At 56.8% G+C, this 2,412-nt stretch carries 3 protein-coding genes; all 3 read left to right on the plus strand.

The annotated features are described in order from the left end of the window. The first annotated feature begins 82 nt into the window (after positions 1 to 82). A complete protein-coding gene (gene tnpA, locus CDH47_RS17380) occupies positions 83 to 448 on the plus strand; it encodes an IS66-like element accessory protein TnpA (protein ID WP_100641605.1) in 366 nt (121 codons plus the stop codon). Further along, entirely contained in the window at positions 445 to 780 is a 336-nt protein-coding gene (tnpB, locus tag CDH47_RS17385; RefSeq protein WP_161494506.1) for an IS66 family insertion sequence element accessory protein TnpB, read from the plus strand. Before tnpA ends, tnpB begins: the two co-directional genes overlap by 4 nt. Positions 781 to 855: 75 nt before the next feature. Then, a complete protein-coding gene (tnpC, locus tag CDH47_RS17390) occupies positions 856 to 2,397 on the plus strand; it encodes an IS66 family transposase (protein WP_100641609.1) in 1,542 nt (513 codons plus the stop codon). Positions 2,398 to 2,412 lie beyond the last annotated feature (15 nt).

Genomic DNA, 2,412 nt, shown 5'->3' on the forward strand with positions numbered 1-2,412 from the left:
GTAACCGTCCGGCTAACCCATCTTGAGTGTGATGCCGAAGCCTTCAAGATAGTGTCCACTTATTCTTTAGTGGACACTATCTATGAACAACGTAAGCGTAACCCGCCCTTACCGAAAGCGCCGTCGGCACGCTCCGGAATTTAAAGCTCGGCTGGTGGCCGAGTGCCACAGACCTGGAGCTTCTGTTTCCCGTATTGCGCTGGATAACGACCTCAACGCCAACCAGCTCCGGCGCTGGATCAGAGAGTCGAAGCAAGTAGAGGCAAGCCAATCCCCAGCCTTTGTACCAGTCTGTTTGCCGGCAACGGACGTGCATACCACGAAACCTGCCGATAAGGGCCGCACCATCCGCATCGAGATTCCACGAGCCGGCGGTCCGGTTGTGGTGGAATGGCCCGCCGATCAAGGTCAGCAATGCGCGGCGTTTTTGCGCGAACTGTTGCCATGATCCGCATTGACGAGATCTGGCTGGCCACCGAGCCCTTGGATATGCGGGCTGGGCCAGACACCGCGTTGGCGCGTGTCGTCCAGGTGTTCGGCTCAGCCAAGCCCCATTGTGCGTATCTGTTCGCCAACAAACGGGGCAACCGAATGAAAGTGTTGATCCACGACGGTCTTGGTATATGGCTCTGTGCCCGTCGATTGAATCGCGGCAAGTTCCATTGGGGCGAAACCTGGCGTGGCAAGCAACTGTTATTAACAGACGAACAATTGGCTGCGCTGGTTCAAGGGTTGCCGTGGCAACGCCTCGGTGCCGCCGGTGTGATCTCGATTCTGTAACCACAAGCCGGTTACCCAGACTATCATCAGAATGGCGGATCGCCACAGTGGCCGTGGCTTGGGATACTGTTCTGCATGTCACAACGTCCCGATCTTAATCAACTCTCCGCCGATCAACTCCGTGCCCTAGTCACGGATCTGTTCGATCGCGTAGAAAATAAGGATCGAGCACTCGTACACCGCGATGCAGTCATCGAGAAACTGACCCACGAAGTGGCCATCCTTAAACGCCACAAGTTCGCCCGTCGCAGCGAACAACTGGATGCGGTTCAAGGCCGCTTGCTGGATGAGCTGATCGACAGCGACATTGCTGCCATTGAGGCTGAACTGGCACAACTCACAGCCGCCGAAACACCGCCGGAGCCAAAAGCACAACCCAAGCGGGCTCCACTGCCACCGGAGTTGCCCCGCACCCTGATCCATCATGAACCCGAGAACACTCAGTGTCGCTGCGGCTGCCAGCTCAAGCGCATAGGCGAAGACGTCAGTGAAAAGCTGGATTATGTGCCGGGCGAGTTCACAGTAGAGCGGCACATCCGTGGCAAATGGGCCTGTGAGCAGTGCGAAACCCTGACCCAGGCACCGGTGCCTCCGCAGGTCATCAATAAAGGCATTCCCACCGCCGGATTACTGGCTCAGGTGCTGGTGGCCAAGTACTCGGATCATTTACCACTATACCGTCAAGAACGTATCTTCGGTCGTGCTGGCCTCGCTATCCCGCGCTCAACTCTGGCGGAGTGGGTAGGTGCTTGCGGTGTGCAACTGCAACCGCTGGTGAATGCTCTTAGAAATGCACTACTGGAACACGGCGTTCTGCACGCCGATGAAACACCGGTCAGCATGCTGGCTCCGGGCAAGAAGAAAACCCACAAAGCCTATGTCTGGGCCTATTGCACCACACCGTTCTCCAATCTCAAGGCCGTTGTTTACGACTTCGCCCCAACCCGGGCGGGTGAGCACGCTCGAACCTTCCTGGAAGGCTGGCAAGGCAAACTGGTCTGCGACGATTACTCGGGCTACAAGGCGGGCTTCGGCAACGGCATCACCGAAATCGGTTGTATGGCCCATGCCCGTCGCAAGTTCTACGACCTACACCAAGCTAACCAGAGCCAAATAGCGGAACAGACCCTGGAGTACATCGGCCAGCTTTACCAAGTTGAGCGGGAAACCAAAGACCTGCCGCCGGATAAGCGACAGCAAATCAGAAATGAAAAGGCCAGACCAATAGCCGATGCCTTGCATCATTGGATGCTCGCGCACCGACAGAAGGTGCCGGATGGCTCCGGCACGGCCAGGGCCCTGGACTACAGCCTTAAACGCTGGACAGCGCTGACGCGCTATCTGGACGATGGCGCAGTGCCCATCGACAATAACTGGGTGGAAAACCAGATACGCCCGTGGGCATTGGGTCGGAGTAACTGGTTGTTCGCAGGTTCATTGCGAAGTGGTCAACGCGCTGCTGCGGTGATGACGTTAATCCAGTCCGCCAAGCTCAATGGGCACGATCCGTATGCCTATCTGAAAGATATTCTGACGAAACTGCCAACGCAGAAAAACAACGCCATTGATGAACTGCTACCGCACAACTGGAAGCCTATGAGCATTAGCAAGGTGTGATGGGCGGACGCTTAC

Origin of the sequence: Marinobacter salexigens, assembly GCF_002806945.1 — a bacterium.
GTDB classification, from domain to species: Bacteria; Pseudomonadota; Gammaproteobacteria; order Pseudomonadales; family Oleiphilaceae; genus Marinobacter; species Marinobacter salexigens.

Coding starts and splice junctions, on each gene's coding strand:
- tnpB (WP_161494506.1), top strand. CDS start 445: ATGATCCGCATTGACGAGATCTGGCTGGCCACCGAGCCCTTGGATATG.
- tnpC (WP_100641609.1), top strand. CDS start 856: ATGTCACAACGTCCCGATCTTAATCAACTCTCCGCCGATCAACTCCGT.
- tnpA (WP_100641605.1), top strand. CDS start 83: ATGAACAACGTAAGCGTAACCCGCCCTTACCGAAAGCGCCGTCGGCAC.